A 17,216-nucleotide genomic window follows, 5' to 3' on the forward strand; every position below is an offset into this window, starting at 1 on the left:
GAGAGCCCTGTGATTAATCTCAATCCGAAACGTTCTGACGAGCCGGTCTGGTGGGGCTTGTTTGGTGCCGGCGGCACCTGGTTTGCCATGCTAACCCCGGTCACCGTGCTGGTGCTGGGGATCATGGTACCGTTGGGGATCATTGATGCCGAAGCGATGAGCTACGAGCGCGTCTCCGGTTTTGTCACCAGCATTATCGGCGCCCTGTTTACCATCGCGACGCTGGCGCTGCCGATGTGGCATGCGATGCACCGCGTGCACCACGGCATGCACGATCTGAAATTCCACACCGGTGTTGCCGGCAAAGTGGCCTGCTATGCCTCGGCATTTCTGATCTCGGCCCTGGCGGTGATTTTTGTCTTCATGGTTTAACGCCAACACAGCGCCAATAAAAAAGCACCGCCCGGCGGTGCTTTTTTCATGTCATCAAGACATTTACTTCACACGGCTAACGTATTCAGCAGAGCGCGTATCGACCTTGATCACTTCACCGATCTGGATGAACAGCGGTACACGAACCACAGCACCGGTGGTCAGCGTAGCCGGCTTACCGCCTGTACCTTGCGTATCCCCTTTCAGGCCCGGATCAGTCTCAACCACTTCCAGCTCAACAAAGTTTGGTGGTGTCACGGCGATTGGGCTACCGTTCCATAGCGTCAGGGTACAGGTGTTGTTCTCAACCAGCCACTTCGCGTTGTCGCCAACCGCTTTGGCATCGGCCGCGATCTGCTCGAACGTTTCATTGTTCATGAAGTGGAAGAACTCACCGTCGGTGTACAGGTAATCCAGCTCGTTGTCGACAACGTCTGCAGCTTCAACGGATTCACCCGATTTAAAAGTCTTCTCTAGAACCTTGCCAGAAAGCAGCTTGCGGATTTTAACGCGGTTGAAAGCCTGGCCTTTACCTGGCTTTACAAATTCGTTTTCGATAATGACACATGGTTCATTATCTAGCATAATTTTCATTCCACCGCGGAATTCATTGGTGCTGAAAGACGCCATTTCTATCCTCTTAACATCTTCGAGTTGTAATTAATGCCGCATATCATAACCCGAAACGCCACAACTGTTGAGCAAAACTGGCTCAATGATCTGGCGAATGCGATATCTGATCCCTTTCAGTTGTTATCGGCCCTGAAAATTGATCCGGCCCCATGGGAGAAAGGGCTGGCGGCCCGGAAGCTGTTTGCATTGCGTGTCCCTTTGAGCTTTGTCGAAAGAATGGAAATTGGCAACCCGTATGATCCCCTGCTGCGCCAGGTGTTGCCCCTGGAGGAAGAGTTCGAAGTCCATGACGGCTACTCCCATGATCCGCTCGATGAGCAGGACAATGCGATTCCGGGATTGCTGCACAAATACAAAAACCGGGTGCTGCTGATCACCAAAGGCGGCTGCGCGGTCAACTGCCGCTACTGCTTCCGCCGCCATTTTCCGTACCAGGATAACCAGAGCGGCAAGCGCAACTGGCAAGTGGCCCTGGATTACGTCGCCGCACAGCCGGAAATCAACGAAGTGATCCTCTCCGGCGGCGATCCCCTGATGGCCAAAGACAGCGAGCTGGCCTGGCTGGTTGAACGCATCAGCCAGATCCCGCACGTCAAGCGCCTGCGGATCCACACCCGGCTGCCGGTGGTGCTGCCGGCCCGGATCACCGATGAGCTGTGTGAGCTGCTGCAAGAGAGTCGGCTGCAAACCATTCTGGTGACCCATATCAACCACGCCAATGAACTCAACGACGAGCTGCGCCAGGCGATGGCGAAGCTGAAGCAGGCCAAAGTCACCCTGCTCAATCAGAGCGTGCTGCTCAAAGGGATCAACGATTCGGTCGGCGCCCTGGTTCAGCTCAGCGAAGCCCTGTTTGATTCCGGGATCCTGCCTTATTACCTTCATGTGCTGGATAAAGTACAGGGCGCGGCGCATTTCATGGTCGATGATACCCGCGCCCGCCAGTTAATGGCCGGATTGCTGGAGCAGGTTTCCGGCTACCTGGTGCCGAAGCTGACCCGGGAGATCGGCGGGCGTTGCAGCAAGACCCCGCTGGATTTGCACCTCGAGTAACCGCTGATGACACACAGGGCAGGGCCTGCGCCTGTGTGTCTCATTTTATACGAGACAAAATACCCTCTCACATGCCCTACCTCATGATAGCCGCCACGGTTCTCATTGTTTTCGGCAGCATGCTCACCCGTACAACTTTCTTGGTAATGGTCACCTTTTTGGTGAACAAGGATTAATTCTAACTAGCCCCACTTATAAACCCCACCTAAGTTACTGTTTTTATTGAATTATTGTTTTGTGCAGCTTTTCCAGCTTTTTCCCGGAAAAGCCACCTGAGATCCACTTACTGGTTTTCTCCGGCTGCTCAAGCGCAATGTACAGTAAAACAGCCAAAGTTCAGCCTATTGATGTACAAAAACAGCCAGCCAATCAAAACACAAAAAAATGAACTCAACTAACTGATTTTAAAAACTAAAAATAAGGTGCAGCTTTTTAAGGTTTTTCCGAGTAAAGGGTATAGGCCAGCAATAGTCCAATCACGGCTGCCACTCTCCGAAGGCGTGCTTTCAGCAATATCTTCGCTCAACAGGATAAAAAAATATCATCGCCGATCCACTCGATTTTTAACCCGCGGAAGCGCATAGTCGCGCTCCATGCTGCTGGCCATGAAGATAGCCAAACTTCGCCGCCCACAGCTTTTCTTTTGATGATGAGTATCGCAATGAAAATTGGCATCCTGTCCCAGAACGAGAACCTGTACTCCACCCGACGCTTACGCGAGGCCATTGAGCAACGTGGCCATGAAGCCGTGATCATCAATGCCCTGCGTTGCTATATGAACATTAACTCAGTGCAGCCTTCGATCCATTTTGAAGGCAATGACTTAACCGGCTTTGATGCCATCATTCCCCGGATCGGGGCCGACATCACCTTCTATGGCTGCTCGGTGCTACGTCAGTTCGAAATGATGGGGGTTTTCTCGGTCAACCAGTCGATTGCAATCAGCCGCTCGCGAGACAAGCTACGTTCATTACAGTTGCTCAGCCGTAAAGGCGTCGGGCTACCGATCACCGGCTTTGCCAGCAAACCGGACGATATCCCGGATCTGATCAAGATGGTCGGCGGTGCGCCGCTGGTGATCAAGCTGCTTGAAGGCACCCAGGGCATCGGCGTGGTGCTGGCCGAAACGCACAAGGCGGCAGAGAGCGTGATCGAGGCCTTTATGGGCCTGAAAGCCAATATCATGGTGCAGGAATACATCAAGGAAGCCGGTGGCGCCGATATCCGTTGCCTGGTGATTGGCGACAAAGTGATCGCCGCGATGAAGCGCCAAGCGGCAGAGGGCGAGTTTCGCTCCAACCTGCACCGCGGCGGCAGTGCCTCGCTGATCCGGATCACCCCGGCCGAGCGCAAAACCGCCGTGGCTGCCGCCAAAGCGATGGGGCTCAGCGTCGCGGGGGTTGACCTGTTGCGCTCCGAGCGGGGTCCGCTAGTCATGGAGGTCAACTCCTCTCCGGGACTCGAAGGGATTGAAACTGCCACCGGTAAAGATATCGCCGGGATGATTATCGAACATATTGAAAAACACGCCGGGAAGCAAAACCGTCGTCAACTGGCGCACCAGTAAACCCGAGCTACTATCCCGACGGGATTGCGCCATAAAACACGGACGGCAGCGCATGACCCATGCGTTGCTGTGCTGCCTTTGAGAACCCTAACATTTAGGAGGATACGGGGATGTTTCCTGACATCACCCCATTTAGCTGGCCCGCTTTACTGCAGTGCGGGGTGTGCGGTGCCCTGATCGGGCTGGAGCGCCAGCTACGCGGCAAACCAGTTGGGATCCGCACCTCGACGTTAATCATCGTCGGGACCTACTGTTTCATCATGCTGGGCCGCACCCTGTCCACCAACAACGCCGATCTGGCGCGGGTCGTGGCGCAAGTGATCACCGGCATCGGCTTTCTCGGCGCCGGGGTGATGATGAACCGGGACGGGCAAATTCACGGCGTCACCTCAGCCGCAGTGGTCTGGATGCTGGCAGCCCTCGGCATCACCATCGGCTTAGGCTACGGACAAACCGCCGTGATCATGACCGGACTGGTGATTGGCCTGCTGCTCGGTATCGACAAACTGGAGAACAGCCTGCGCTTTCTACGCAAAGGCGTCCATGCCCACTGGGCCGATCGCCATCGCCGTAAAAAAATCGCCCATCCCCAAGCCACTGGAACCGCAGACACTACCGCAGAGAACGACTCAGCTCGCTAAACCCAGATGTACATCTTTATACCCAACAAACAGCAAAAAGATGTACATTCTTAAACCACAGTAAACCCCACCTCAAAGGTTAAGTCAAAGCACTGATTTATAATAGATTAATATAACGTACAGCTTTTTGAGGTTTTCTCCGGATCAACCATTCATATACCGGGAGCTCCCGATATCACGTCAATCACAGGGTATGTACAGCAAATCAGAATCAATACAACAAAAAGGTGATCAGTTGTCACCCCTCGTTACTCCCCCTCAAAACAAACACTTAACTCATTGTTTATGTTGAAATTTATTTTCGTACAGCTTTTTAAGCTTTTTCTCCGCTAAACCCGGACAGCCACATCGTATGCGCACAGGCACAGATTCAAATCTCAGCCCCGTGCGGATAACTAGATCCTTTCCCCAACCGTACAGCTTAAAGCCATATAAACAGCAAAAAGACGATCATTTGTAACACCTGTAACCCCACCACTCAAGGTTACACGTAACCAATTGTTTTAAAACAAATTATTTTTTGTGCAGCTTTTCCGGCTTTTTGCCTGGGCAACCTTCATAGGTCTCAAATATAGCTTCGCAGACCAAAACAGAGAAGATTTTGACGCTTTCGGGCCAGCGCAAAACCGCAGGCATAAAAAAACGGAGGCCTGAGCCTCCGTTTTTCAAAGAGATAGTATGGACTATCAGCAGATTACATCATGCCGCCCATGCCACCCATACCGCCCATGCCGCCCATATCAGGCATTGCTGGTGCAGATGAGTCTTGTGGCAGGTCCGTCACCATAGCTTCTGTGGTGATCATCAGGCCGGCAACAGAAGCAGCAAACTGCAGTGCAGAACGCGTGACTTTCGTTGGGTCCAGGATGCCCATTTCAATCATGTCGCCGTACTCACCGGTCGCAGCATTGTAACCGTAGTTACCTTCGCCAGCACGCACGTTGTTCGCAACCACAGACTCTTCATCACCGGCATTCTTGGTGATTTGACGAATCGGCGCCTCCATGGCACGCAGTGCAACACGAATACCCACGTTTTGCTCTTCGTTCGCACCTTCAAGGCCAGCGACTTTTGAGGCTGCGCGGATCAGGGCAACACCACCTCCGGCAACCACGCCTTCTTCAACCGCAGCACGGGTCGCGTGCAGGGCATCTTCTACACGGTCTTTCTTCTCTTTCATTTCAACTTCAGTTGCCGCGCCCACTTTGATGACCGCAACACCCCCTGCCAGTTTCGCAACGCGCTCCTGCAGTTTTTCTTTATCGTAGTCTGAAGTTGCTTCTTCGATTTGCTGGCGGATTTGCGCTACGCGACCTTCAATCATCGCTTCTTCACCCATACCATCAATGATGGTGGTGTTTTCTTTGGTGATTGTGACACGCTTCGCCTGACCCAGATCTTCCAGCTGAACTTTTTCCAGCTCCAGACCGATCTCTTCAGAAATCACCGTACCGGCTGTCAGCACCGCGATATCCTGCAACATCGCTTTACGACGGTCACCGAAACCAGGTGCCTTCACAGCCGCCACTTTCACGATACCGCGCATATTGTTCACAACCAGCGTTGCCAGCGCTTCACCTTCCACGTCTTCTGCGATGATCAGCAGCGGACGGGAGGCTTTCGCAACCGCTTCCAGTGTTGGCAGCAGTTCACGGATGTTTGATATTTTCTTGTCAACCAGCAGGATGAATGGGTTTTCCAGATCAACTGAGCCCGCTTCCTGGTTGTTGATGAAGTATGGCGACAGGTAGCCACGGTCGAACTGCATGCCTTCAACCACGTCCAGCTCATCGTGCAGCGCCTGGCCTTCCTCAACGGTGATCACGCCATCGCGGCCCACTTTTTCCATCGCTTCTGCGATGATGTTGCCCACAGTCTCGTCAGCATTCGCAGAGATGGTACCTACCTGAGCAATGGCTTTGGTGTCTTCACAAGGAACAGACAGTGCTTTCAGCTCTTCAACCGCAGCAGCAACCGCTTTGTCGATACCGCGCTTCAGATCCATTGGGTTCATGCCGGCAGCAACCGCTTTCAGACCTTCGTTGACAATCGACTGCGCCAGAACCGTCGCTGTGGTGGTACCGTCACCGGCCGCATCGTTGGCTTGAGAAGCAACTTCTTTCACCATTTGTGCACCCATGTTCTGGAACTTGTCTTCCAGCTCGATTTCACGGGCAACAGAAACACCATCTTTGGTGATGGTTGGCGCGCCGAACGACTTGTCCAGCACCACGTTACGGCCTTTCGGGCCCAGCGTGACTTTTACAGCATCAGCCAGAACGTTGACACCTTCCAGCATTTTTACGCGAGCGTCGTTACCAAATTTTACGTCTTTAGCAGCCATCTTTATCTTCCTTTCTTCATTCTTTGTTTGAGGTGAACGGATTATTCAACGATTGCCATGATGTCATTTTCAGACATGATCAGGACTTCTTTACCGTCGATCTTCTCAGACTTCGTGCCGTAGCCTTCAGCAAAGATCACAGTATCACCAACTTGAACGTCCAGCGGCTGTACTGTGCCGTTTTCCAGAATGCGGCCTTTGCCTACTGCCAGCACGGTGCCGCGGGTAGATTTTTCAGCTGCTGAACCAGTTAGAACGATGCCGCCCGCTGACTTAGATTCAACTTCCTGGCGTTCAACGATAACTCGGTCATGTAAAGGACGAATGTTCATCGGTCGTCTCTCCTGATTTTTGGTAATATCCATACGTTATATAGGAACAGCGTCTCATGACGCTGACTCTTTCTGATACCTAAACATGTTGGGACGTTTTTTTGGATCCCAAGCCCCCAACGAGATTTTTTTCAAAAATTTCTCGCAGAATTTTTGCCCGCTCACACTCTTTGCATTAGGGTAAGCGAGCACTCCATGACCGAGAACACTATGGCCACAGAAAAACAGGCAGATAAGCACGGGCTGCTCACCGCGCCCATTCCCGAAGTGCTGCGGCGCTTAACCATTCCGATGGTGTTCGGCATGGTCGCAATTCTCATGTTTAATCTGGTCGATACCTTCTTTATTTCGCTGCTCGGTACCCAAGCCCTGGCCGCCGTCAGCTTCACCTTTCCGGTCACCTTCGCCCTCAACTGCATCACCATGGGCGTCAGTGTCGGGCTTTCAACCCGAATCGGTCGCCTGCTGGGCAGCGGCGATACCCAAACCGCTGCCCGCTTTGCCACCCACGGCCTGTTACTGGCGATGCTCCTGATGCTGATCGCTGCCGGCACCGGCCTGCTCAGCATTGAGCCGCTGTTTACCCTGATCGGCGCCAGCCCGGAGCTGCTGCCGATCATCAAAGAATATATGCAGGTGTGGTATCTGGCGATCCCACTGCTGGTGATCCCGATGGCCGGCAACAGCGCGATCCGGGCCACCGGGGACGCCCAGGCACCAGCCAAAATTATGATGCTGGCAGGAGTGATTAACGGGGTGCTCGACCCGTTACTGATTTTCGGCTACGGCCCGTTTCCCGAACTGGGCGTGCAGGGGGCGGCGATTTCCAGCGGGATCAGCTGGGCCTTTGCCCTCAGTCGCTCGCTCTATATTCTGATCCGCCGTGAGCAGTTGCTAGCCTGGCCGCAACTGCGGTTCATGTGGCGGGACTGGCACCAGATCATGCAGGTTGGTACGCCGGCCGCTTTGTCCAATGCACTCAATCCACTGTCGGGGGCGCTGCTGATGTCGCTGCTGGCAGCGCAGGGCACCGCCTCGGTCGCCGCCTACGGCGCGGCGATGCGGATTGAATCGATTCTGGTGATCGTGATGATGTCCCTCGGCTCGGCCCTGATGCCGTTTATGGCCCAGAACCTTGGCGCAGCCAAACCCGGCCGGGCATTCCAGGCCCTGTTTACCGCGATGCGCTTTGCCATCCTGTTCCAGTTGCTGGTGTTTATCATGATGGTGCCGCTGAGCTGGCCGCTGTCGTCCCTGTTCAGCCAGGATACTGAGGTGCAGCAACAACTCTGGCACTACCTGATTGTGGTGCCGATCAGTTACGGCATGCAGGCGGTGTGTATGTTGCTGATCAGTGCGCTCAATGCGCTGCATCTCTCGCTCCACGCCCTGATCTGGAACCTGCTGCGCCTGTTTGCGTTCCTGTTGCCGGCGGCCTGGGTCGGCAGCCTGCTCAGTGGTACAGAAGGCCTGTTTATCGGCATCGCCATCGCCAACCTGCTCAGCGGGCTCGGCGCCTATCTTTACGCCCTGCGGCTGCGCCGGCGTATGGCCGCTCCCATCACTGAACCCGATCAGTAGACCAACCGACTTACAAACAAAAAGGCAACCCGGAGGCTGCCTTTCTGCTATCGCTCAGCTGGCGAACAATTATGCTCAGTGCAGCCGGTGGTTATCATCCGACTGTGTATGATCTTTCTCCTTGCCTTTGTCCTTGCGTTCAAACTCACCGTCAAAGACATCACCACCGGAAGAGCGGGAGTTGAACGGATCATCCTGGCGTTCAAACGGCCCCTGATCCTGGAACCCCTGACCGCCACCGAACCCGGCCCCGAATCCGGAGCCCATGCTTTGTACTTTCACTTTGCTCATCAGCTGTTTGGCCAACATCGCTCGCGGCGCCGGCAGCAGCACCAGCATCCCCAGCGCATCAGTCATAAAACCCGGGGTCAGCAATAACACCCCGGAGACCGCCAGCATCACACCTTCAACAATCTGCTGGGCCGGCAGCTCGCCCTGCTGCAAACGCTGTTGCACCGACATCAGGGTGGCAATGCCCTGGCTGCGAACCAGCGACGCCCCGACAATCGCGGTGATCAGGACCAAGGCGATGGTTGGCCATAAGCCAAGAAATCCGCCGACCTGAACAAACAAGGCAATTTCAATAATCGGAACAACAATAAATAGAAACAATAAAACAGGAAACACGAGTCACCCCTTTGTGGTTGGTGTCTGTGGCATCAGATCTGCACATCTCATCAATATGGCTTTCTCCCTGTGCCTTCTCTCCCTTTTATAGTGGGAGTGATACGGTTGCGAGTCAAAGGGCAAAGTGTAGCAAATGTTAACGGCCCCTCAGAAATCCAGACAAAACTTCCGGGAAATTGATTTGCTGATGAAACCAAACGCTGAACAACTCGGTCTGAGAGAGTATAGTGTTCAGCAACGCGGATTGGTTGCTGTCATTACCGTGCCGATCCCATCGTTCTGCTGAATCGACATGCTTTCATTTTCCAGGGAGCCCCGGACGCTGAGCCAGATATCATGATGAACAGACATAAACTTTTTAGATTTTCCCGCTTTCAGGCTGTCGTTGCTATCACCAGCCTGCTGCTTTTGGGCCTTGCCAGCTTACCGCTGCGGGCAGAATTTAACTTACCGGGCCTGTCGGGCAATCCGGCGAACCAGTTCGTTACCGTTGACCAAGCCTTTCCGTTTAACTTCAGCCAGCAGGGCGAGGTCGTCTACCTCGACTGGCAGGTCAAACCCGGCTATTACCTCTACCAGCACCAGTTGTCGGTGACCTCAGATTCGGCCCGGCTCGGCGACGTGAGCATTCCGGCCGGCAAGCCATATCACGACGAATTCTTCGGCGAAGTGAACATTTACACCGAGCCACTGACCGTCACTGTTCCGCTGCTCGAAGCCGGCGACAACGCAACCCTGACCGTGCGCTACCAGGGCTGTGCCGAAGCCGGTTTCTGTTATCCACCGGAAGTGCGTCAGGTGCCGCTTTCGACGATCGCCGCCCGCCAGGACAGTCCTGCGGCGACGCCACCATCTGTCACCCCTCAGACTGACAGCACAGGCACCAAATCGCAAGTAAGCACTAACATCCCAACGTCTGCGGCAACCGTCGCGCCGGCATCCGAGCAGGATCAGCTGGCCAGCGATCTGGCCGAGCAGTGGTGGACCCCGCTGGTTTTCCTCGCTTTGGGGATCGGTCTGGCCTTCACCCCCTGCGTGCTGCCGATGTACCCGATCCTGACCGGGATTGTACTGGGCAACGGCCAGCTCAGTCCGGGCCGCACCTTCAGGCTGGCCTTCACTTACGTGCAGGGCATGGCGCTGACCTACACCCTGCTGGGCCTGGTGGTTGCGTCCGCCGGGATGCAGTTCCAGGCCGCGCTGCAACATCCTTATGTACTGATTGGCCTGAGTGTGCTGTTTGTCGTCCTGGCGCTGTCGATGTTCGGTGCCTATACCCTGCAATTGCCAAGCAGCATCCAGACCTGGCTGAGCCAGCAAAGTAACAAGCAGCAAGGCGGCCACAGCGGCGGCGTCTTCGTGATGGGCGCGATTTCCGGCTTGGTCTGCTCGCCCTGCACCACCGCGCCGCTCTCCGGCGCGCTGATTTACGTCGCCCAGAGCGGGGACTTACTCACCGGTGCGATTGCGCTGTATGCGCTGGCCATCGGGATGGGGATCCCGCTGATCCTGGCGGCGATGTTCGGCAATAAACTGCTGCCGCAGGCCGGACAATGGATGAACCACGTCAAAGTATTCTTCGGCTTTATCCTGCTCGCGGTGCCGATTTTCCTGCTGGAGCGCATTCTGCCCCATGCCCTGGTGCCCTACCTGTGGTCGCTGCTGGGCCTGGCGGCCTTCGGCTGGCTCTATCATGTCAAAAGCACGCTCGCCGTGTCCTGGCGCAGCAGCGCCCTCGCGGTACTTGCCATTGTCGGCCTGCTCGGTGCCGCCCAGCCACTGCTGAGTGCCCTGCTCGGCCAACCGGTGAGCCAACCCGCTGTACCTACGGTGGCATTCAAACAGGTCGCCAGCGTGGCCGAGCTCAACCAGGCCCTGGCCGCAGCCAAGGCCGAAGGCAAGCCGGTGATGCTGGATTTCTACGCCGACTGGTGTGTGGCCTGCAAGGAGTTTGAAAAATACACCTTCCACGACCCGGCCGTGGCACCGCAACTCAGCCAGTTTGTCCTGCTGCAGGCCGACGTCACCGACAACACCCCGGCCGATTTTGACCTGTTACAGCAGATGAATGTACTGGGGCTGCCGACCCTGGATTTCTGGGATGCCCGGGGCAACAAGCTCAGCCAAGCCCGGCTGACCGGATTTATGGAAGCCGACCCGTTCCTGAACCACCTGCAAACCCACCAGCTGGTGAGCGCAAAATAACGCCACAGCGCACCTCAGGGTGCGCTGTTACAATGCGCCACTTCAAGCTCAGGTTTATTCTTCTTCATCCCGACGATTTACATCTTGTTTCGCCCAGAACTGATCCAGTTCAGATCTTGTGTGTTAACAAATTGATCTACGCTATAAGCAGTGATAGCTTGATGAAAAACAATGAGAAACAATTGCCATGGACGCTCAGTACACGATTGTGATTGCCGATGATCACCCGCTGTTTCGCAATGCCCTGTTTCAATCAGTGCACATGGCGATCAGCGGCGCCAACCTGCTGGAAGCAGACTCCCTCGATACCCTCCTTGCCCTGCTCGACAAAGAGCCGGACGTGGATCTCCTGCTGCTGGATTTAAAGATGCCCGGAGCCAACGGCATGTCCGGGCTGATCCAGCTGCGCAGCCAGTATCCGGACTTGCCGGTGGTAGTGATCTCCGCCAGCGAGGAAACCAGCGTGATCCGCCAGGTCCGCAGCCACGGGGCCTTCGGCTTTATCCCCAAGTCCAGCGACATGCGGGCGCTGATCGCTGCCCTGAACCAGGTGCTGGACGGCGAGCCCTTCTTTCCTGAAGGATTGGGAGAGGAAGACGAAGAAGCCAATGAGCTGGCCGAGCGGATCGCCACCCTGACCCCGCAGCAGTACAAGGTGCTGTGTATGCTCTCAGACGGCCTGCTCAACAAGCAGATTGCCTACGAGCTCAATGTATCAGAGGCGACGATTAAGGCTCATATGACTGCGATTTTCCGCAAACTCGGGGTCAAGAACCGCACCCAGGCAGTGATCCTGTTACAACAAATGGATCTCACACCGTAAGCGCGGATCTTTTTGGATCCGCTCATTATACTTTCGGCTAAGCCGCCTGACTCTTCCCCCCCGCAATTCTCAACCCTGTTCACAAAACCGCCGCTTTTGCCGCGGTTTTGCCGTTTCCGGCTCGACTAAAGTTGCACAGCCTCCCTGCGCGATCGTTGCTATTGTCTGCATGTAACATTTCATTAACGCGATTTCAATGACGTGAAAGGAGATGACAATGGCGTTTGAATCCAAGGAGCAGGCGCAAGCCTATTGGAAAGAAAATCTCAGCACCATGGGCACCCTGCTGGCGATCTGGTTCCTGGTGTCTTATGGCGCTGGGGTTCTGTTTGTCGATGCCCTCAATGCCATCCAGTTCGGTGGCTTCAAGCTGGGGTTCTGGTTTTCCCAGCAGGGCTCGATCTACACCTTCGTAGCCCTGATTTTTATTTATGTCGTCCGTATGAATGCGATCGACCGTAAGTTTAACGTTCAAGAAGATTAAGAGGTGACTCATGGAAATCCAAACCTGGACGTTTATCTTAGTGGGCATCACCTTTGCCCTGTATATCGGGATCGCCATCTGGGCCCGTGCCGGCTCAACCAGTGAATTCTACGTCGCCGGCGGCGGTGTCCACCCGGTCGCCAACGGCATGGCGACCGCAGCCGACTGGATGTCAGCGGCATCTTTCATCTCTATGGCCGGGATCATCTCATTCGTCGGCTACGACGGCGGGGTTTATCTGATGGGCTGGACCGGCGGCTATGTCCTGCTGGCACTGTGCCTGGCGCCTTACCTGCGTAAATTCGGCCAGTTCACGGTCCCGGACTTCATCGGCGAGCGTTACTACTCGAAAACTGCCCGTATGGTTGCTGTCTTCTGTGCCATCTTCGTTTCCTTTACCTATGTGGCAGGTCAGATGCGTGGCGTCGGCGTCGTATTCGCCCGCTTCCTGGAAGTAGACATCAACCTGGGGATCATCATCGGGATGGCTATCGTCTTCTTCTACGCCGTACTCGGCGGCATGAAGGGCATCACCTACACCCAGGTCGCGCAGTTCTGCGTGCTGATTTTCGCCTTCCTGGTGCCGGCAATTTTCACTTCCATCATGATGACCGGGAACCCGCTGCCGCAAATCGGCATGGGCTCAACCATTTCCGGCACTGAAACCTACCTGATGGACAAGCTGGACGGCCTGACCACCGAGCTCGGCTTTACCGCCTATACCGACGGCTCGAAGAGCATGGTTGATGTGTTCTTCATTACCGCAGCGCTGATGGTCGGGACCGCCGGTCTGCCACACGTGATTATCCGCTTCTTCACCGTGCCGCGCGTCCGTGATGCACGGATCTCAGCGGGCTGGGCGCTGCTGTTTATCTCGCTGCTCTATACCACCGCCCCTGCCGTTGCCGCCTTTGCCCGCGTCAACATGATCGAGACCATCAACGGTCCGCAAAACCAGGGTGTACTGGCCGAAGAAGCCCCGAGCTGGGTGTCCAACTGGGAAGCCACCGGCCTGGTGAAGTGGGAAGATAAAAACGGCGACGGCCGGATGTTCTACTCCGGTGACGAGCGCAACGAAATGAACATCAACCGCGATATCATTGTACTGGCGAGCCCTGAGCTGGCGAAACTGCCGAACTGGGTTGTTGCCCTGCTGGCTGCCGGGGGTCTGGCTGCGGCACTGTCCACTGCGGCCGGTCTGCTGCTGGTGATCTCGACGGCGGTCTCCCATGACTTGCTTAAGAAAGGCTTCAAACCAAACATGACGGATAAGCAAGAGCTGCGCGCCGCCCGGATTGGTGCTGCGGCCGCGGTGATCGGCGCCGGTTACCTCGGCATTAACCCGCCGGGCTTTGTGGCTCAGGTAGTGGCATTTGCCTTCGGTCTGGCGGCTGCGTCCTTCTTCCCGGCGATTATCCTGGGGATCTTCTATAAGAAGATGAACAAAGAAGGTGCGATTGCCGGCATGTTGACCGGGATCCTGTTCACTGCCTCATACATTGTGTACTTCAAGTTCATCAACCCGGCTGCCAGCACCCCGGACAACTGGCTGTTTGGCATCAGCCCGGAAGGGATTGGTACCCTGGGGATGTGTCTAAACTTTGTGGTCTCGATTGTGGTGAACAAGTTCACCGCCGAAGTCCCAACCGAAGTGCAGGATATGGTGGAGTCGATTCGCTACCCGAAAGGAGCCGGTGCGGCGCACGATCACTAATAGATCCCAGTACCGCCAAACCCACTTCAAAAACCGACGCACCTGCGTCGGTTTTTATTTGTAACACTGATAAACATATGATTTTCAGATTATTTCGGCATTAATTAAAAAGTCAAAACCCAATAATTAAAATGCGAATTTCAATATTGTAGATTTAAGTTATGAACATATAATCCCTCATATTCGAGACATTGATACGCTCACACCATCGAATATATAATTGGGAGCCCTTCGAACTAGTAAACGTAGTCAAACAACCGTACACAAAACACAAATAATAAAACATGAGAACTATAGTAACAGCATTAATAGTGGCAGTTATGGCAATTAATATTGGGGGCAGCGAATTGTTTAAAAAAGAAACCTACGAACTAAGCCCTGAAATAAGTGGCAAATTACTCAACAACGGAAACCCATATAGTCACCATAGAGTTACCTTGCTTATTGGCGCACTGGGTGATGTGGAGGAGTTGAATACTATCACCGCTGTTGATGGAACCTTTCACTTTCCAAAAATTAATAAAGAAAAACTATTTAAACCAGGCATGTTCGATCAAGAAATGGTCAGTATCGCCATAACTGCCGGGGAAGAAAGGCAATATAAAATCTGGCGTTCTTTTTTATTTGGATATAAAACACCAAAGTTTGTCAAAGAAAATCTTCAAAAATTAGAGTGTGATATAAACTCAGATATAAAATACTTTATCTTTAAGAGTGAAACAGGTAATCCTGATGGAGATGAAATACATAGTATTTGTAACCTAACAGGTTTCATAGAATCTGGTAAAATAGATATTTAAACCAATATTATATTCATTACTAAAGCGATTTAATGAAACTTCAGGTATAGCAAATGGATCACCTGAGTCAGAAAGGACTCTGCCAGCACAGCAATCTAGAAAATCATGTGACCAGTGATAATGACAGTAATGTTAATTTCATTTTTTTGTTGTATTGCTTCAAATATTAAAAACAGCCAGTTAAATCAAAATCACTACTCATGTACATTCACAACATTGTGCAATAGATGTGATTAAGATGAATCTCGTTAAGCTTACTTTGGTATCTTTTTCATTAACAATCTCAATGAGCAGCTATAGTAATATGTTTGATTTCTTTAAGAGAAATGACTATATATTAAGCCCGAGGATAAGTGGCAATATTTATAAAGATGCCTCACCTCAGTCAAATTACAATATATACCTTGAGGCCAGCTTTTTAAAAATCCGATATGAATACGCAACAAGAACAGATGAAAGGGGTAACTTTGATTTTGATGAGGTTGTTCATTCAACATGGATAAAAACCAACCCGTTAAACCAAACTTACTCATACATAGGAATATATACAATAAATAACAACAAAAAGAACTATATATGGCAATCCCAATTTGACTATGAAAAACCTTTGGATTTTATCGTTGAAAACTTTAAATTATTAAAATGCAATTTAAATTCACCGGAGTATAAATTCTACTTTGAAAACAGCGTACCTGATGGGGTTGACCTGATGGTTTTAAGCAAATGTGAACTAAGTGGATATAAGACAAAGGAATAAGTGAGAAAAATTATGCCTTCACTAACACCACGGCTTGCTTCTGAAATAGCTAATATACCATATGGGCTCTATCAAGGTGCCGGTCGATTAGCCTTCAAAGGTCACTTTGAGAAATTTTTTTCTTTTAACGATAACTCTTCTTTTGAAGGGAAAACTGGTGGCATCTCTATTATTGAAAATATGCCAATTCTACGAAAAGTGATCCCTGGTGCTCAGAGAAACTCTGAAGCATTTGCCGTCTTAGGTATAGGAAAAGGAAAGTATCAAGGTGATCTGGTCATCTCTATACGAGGGACTCAAAATGCAAATGATTGGGTCACGAATGCAAATCTCGGATATAAGGGAGCCCCTAACGGCTCCTTAGCCCATGCTGGGTTCATTAATTCATTTCATAGTATAAGGCCTCAAATTCGAAGCTACCTCCTAAAACTAAAACGGCTTCCAAATAAAGTACACTGTGTCGGGCATAGTTTAGGGGGTGCTTTAGCCTCATTATGTGCCGACTGGTTAAAAAGCGAGTTTTCTCTAAGAGTTAACCTATACACATTTGGCTCACCAAGGGTTGGCCTTGAACCATATGCGAGAAAATCAGGAAGTGGTGCAGATAAAATTTACAGGTGCACCCACGGTGCCGACCCTGTCCCTATGGTTCCTCTCTGGCCATTTGTTCATGCGCCTCACCAAGGGCAAGAATATCGCTTAGACAATGATACTGGTTTTAAGATCTCTGCACATAAAATGGCTTCAACAGCGAGCCCTGGCTACCTCAACACGGCGAAATCCGATAGCTGGGGAGATTTAAAATTAAAAGCAAATCATTTCTTAGGCAAACCAGTTAGATTAAAATTTGAGCATCGTAACCAAGCAACATTCACTGAATACTGGGCAGATAAAATCAGTGCGGCATTAATAACACTTCTTAAAGATACTGGTTTACTGGTTGCTGTTAGTCTACAAGCTACTATTTCTGTCGGAATGACATTTTACGATTATCTTGCTAAACATATGGAAAGAGTTTCCAAAGCTTCAAGAATGAGAGAAATTCAAGTTAAGGGCCTTCTAGGCCACATGCTTTCATTTATAGGAAAGCCAATACAGAAAATTGAAGATCTTTCAGCAAAATTCATCCGTTCTGTTTTCTCAATGGTTTTAACTAAGCTCTATAGATCGGCCCAAATGGCACTAGAGGCTATACGAACCTAAAAGATAATAAGAAGGGCCATAACTATCATGGCTCTTCAGAATGTATTCAGATCCCCAAATTCCATCAGTCTAACCTTAGT

General features: G+C 52.2%; 16 protein-coding genes. 12 read left to right on the forward strand and 4 right to left on the reverse strand.

The window, feature by feature from the left end; translation table 11 throughout:
• The first annotated feature begins 9 nt into the window (after positions 1-9).
• The gene (frdD, locus tag NNL38_RS14880; protein WP_255388776.1) at positions 10-372 is read left to right on the forward strand and encodes a fumarate reductase subunit FrdD; all 363 of its coding nucleotides are present in this window, start codon (positions 10-12) and stop codon (positions 370-372) included.
• A 63-nt stretch (positions 373-435) separates the two neighbouring features.
• Here frdD and efp read toward each other — a convergent pair whose 3' ends face one another.
• Positions 436-1,002: an elongation factor P gene (gene efp / locus NNL38_RS14885; RefSeq protein ID WP_255388777.1), complete on the reverse strand. Its 567-nt coding sequence runs from the start codon at positions 1,000-1,002 to the stop codon at positions 436-438.
• Positions 1,003-1,035: 33 nt separating this feature from the next.
• On the opposite strand from efp, the gene epmB reads away from it, so the two are divergent.
• The 3 genes from epmB to NNL38_RS14900 all read left to right on the forward strand — a co-directional run bounded on the left by epmB (position 1,036) and on the right by NNL38_RS14900 (position 4,266).
• Positions 1,036-2,058, forward strand: coding sequence for an EF-P beta-lysylation protein EpmB (gene epmB, locus NNL38_RS14890; protein WP_255388778.1), 1,023 nt, complete (start codon positions 1,036-1,038; stop codon positions 2,056-2,058).
• A gap of 661 nt (positions 2,059-2,719) precedes the next feature.
• The gene (gene rimK / locus NNL38_RS14895; RefSeq protein WP_255388779.1) at positions 2,720-3,625 is read left to right on the forward strand and encodes a 30S ribosomal protein S6--L-glutamate ligase; all 906 of its coding nucleotides are present in this window, start codon (positions 2,720-2,722) and stop codon (positions 3,623-3,625) included.
• A 110-nt stretch (positions 3,626-3,735) separates the two neighbouring features.
• Complete coding sequence (locus NNL38_RS14900) at positions 3,736-4,266, forward strand: MgtC/SapB family protein (protein WP_255388780.1); 531 nt, start codon at positions 3,736-3,738, stop codon at positions 4,264-4,266.
• Positions 4,267-4,960: 694 nt separating this feature from the next.
• Here the strand turns inward: NNL38_RS14900 and groL are convergent.
• Both groL and NNL38_RS14910 read right to left on the reverse strand, forming a co-directional pair.
• On the reverse strand, positions 4,961-6,610 hold the full coding sequence (gene groL / locus NNL38_RS14905; protein WP_255388781.1) for a chaperonin GroEL: 1,650 nt from the start codon (positions 6,608-6,610) through the stop codon (positions 4,961-4,963).
• A 41-nt stretch (positions 6,611-6,651) separates the two neighbouring features.
• Entirely contained in the window at positions 6,652-6,942 is a 291-nt protein-coding gene (locus NNL38_RS14910) for a co-chaperone GroES (protein WP_255388782.1), read from the reverse strand.
• 195 nt (positions 6,943-7,137) lie between these two features.
• Here NNL38_RS14910 and NNL38_RS14915 point away from each other — a divergent pair, with 195 nt between their 5' ends.
• Entirely contained in the window at positions 7,138-8,523 is a 1,386-nt protein-coding gene (locus NNL38_RS14915) for an MATE family efflux transporter (protein ID WP_255388783.1), read from the forward strand.
• A gap of 75 nt (positions 8,524-8,598) precedes the next feature.
• On the opposite strand, the gene NNL38_RS14920 is transcribed toward NNL38_RS14915, so the two are convergent.
• The gene (locus NNL38_RS14920) at positions 8,599-9,150 is read right to left on the reverse strand and encodes an FxsA family protein (RefSeq protein ID WP_255388784.1); all 552 of its coding nucleotides are present in this window, start codon (positions 9,148-9,150) and stop codon (positions 8,599-8,601) included.
• A 339-nt stretch (positions 9,151-9,489) separates the two neighbouring features.
• Between NNL38_RS14920 and NNL38_RS14925 the strand changes: the two genes are divergently transcribed.
• From NNL38_RS14925 to NNL38_RS14955, 7 genes are all read left to right on the forward strand, one after another.
• On the forward strand, positions 9,490-11,355 hold the full coding sequence (locus NNL38_RS14925; protein WP_439651395.1) for a protein-disulfide reductase DsbD: 1,866 nt from the start codon (positions 9,490-9,492) through the stop codon (positions 11,353-11,355).
• 187 nt (positions 11,356-11,542) lie between these two features.
• Positions 11,543-12,178 (forward strand): response regulator transcription factor, encoded by a 636-nt coding sequence (locus NNL38_RS14930; protein WP_255388786.1) that lies wholly within the window; start codon positions 11,543-11,545, stop codon positions 12,176-12,178.
• A gap of 217 nt (positions 12,179-12,395) precedes the next feature.
• Complete coding sequence (locus tag NNL38_RS14935) at positions 12,396-12,662, forward strand: DUF4212 domain-containing protein (RefSeq protein WP_255388787.1); 267 nt, start codon at positions 12,396-12,398, stop codon at positions 12,660-12,662.
• A 10-nt stretch (positions 12,663-12,672) separates the two neighbouring features.
• Positions 12,673-14,376: a sodium:solute symporter family protein gene (locus NNL38_RS14940; protein WP_255388788.1), complete on the forward strand. Its 1,704-nt coding sequence runs from the start codon at positions 12,673-12,675 to the stop codon at positions 14,374-14,376.
• Positions 14,377-14,696: 320 nt separating this feature from the next.
• Positions 14,697-15,176: a DUF6795 domain-containing protein gene (locus tag NNL38_RS14945; RefSeq protein ID WP_255388789.1), complete on the forward strand. Its 480-nt coding sequence runs from the start codon at positions 14,697-14,699 to the stop codon at positions 15,174-15,176.
• Between the two features lie 238 nt (positions 15,177-15,414).
• Positions 15,415-15,933 (forward strand): DUF6795 domain-containing protein, encoded by a 519-nt coding sequence (locus NNL38_RS14950; protein WP_255388790.1) that lies wholly within the window; start codon positions 15,415-15,417, stop codon positions 15,931-15,933.
• Entirely contained in the window at positions 15,934-17,136 is a 1,203-nt protein-coding gene (locus NNL38_RS14955; RefSeq protein WP_255388791.1) for a lipase family protein, read from the forward strand.
• Positions 17,137-17,216: the final 80 nt, after the last annotated feature.

This window comes from Photobacterium atrarenae (genome assembly GCF_024380015.1).
GTDB classification, from domain to species: Bacteria; Pseudomonadota; Gammaproteobacteria; order Enterobacterales; family Vibrionaceae; genus Photobacterium; species Photobacterium atrarenae.